This is a genomic window from Kitasatospora sp. MBT66 (genome assembly GCF_000710405.2).
GTDB classification, from domain to species: Bacteria; Actinomycetota; Actinomycetes; order Streptomycetales; family Streptomycetaceae; genus Kitasatospora; species Kitasatospora purpeofusca.
Genome location: NZ_JAIY01000008.1, coordinates 280,017 through 280,387 on the forward strand (window position 1 = coordinate 280,017; position 371 = coordinate 280,387).

General features: G+C 74.7%; 1 protein-coding gene. It reads right to left on the reverse strand.

Annotated elements, in window-relative coordinates; all coding sequences use genetic code 11:
- Positions 1–75: 75 nt before the first annotated feature.
- The gene (locus BI06_RS22570) at positions 76–360 is read right to left on the reverse strand and encodes a glutaredoxin family protein (RefSeq protein WP_030393791.1); all 285 of its coding nucleotides are present in this window, start codon (positions 358–360) and stop codon (positions 76–78) included.
- Between the last annotated feature and the right edge of the window lie 11 nt (positions 361–371).

A 371-nucleotide genomic window follows, 5' to 3' on the forward strand; every position in this document is an offset into this window, starting at 1 on the left:
GCCGTTCGGCGGGGGCGCGGGAGGCCCCCGGCGGAGCGCTCGGGAGCCTCCCCGCCGGAGCCGCCGGGGCCCGGGTCAGGCGCCGAGCGCGGCGCGCAGCCGCTTCTCGTCCACCCGCCAGAAGTCGTGCTGGCGCCCGTCGATCAGGGTGACCGGGATCTGCTCCCAGTAGAGGTGGTGGAGCTCCGGGTCCTGGGTGATGTCCTTCTCCTCGAAGGCCGCGCCCAGCTCGGCCGTCACCCGGACGATCACCTCCCGGGCGTCGTCGCACAGATGGCAGCCGGGCTTGGCCACCAGGGTCACCGTCCGGTCGGCCGGCCCCGGGCCCCGGTTCTTGTCACGTCGCAGCAGTGGACTCACCCCGCCATTGT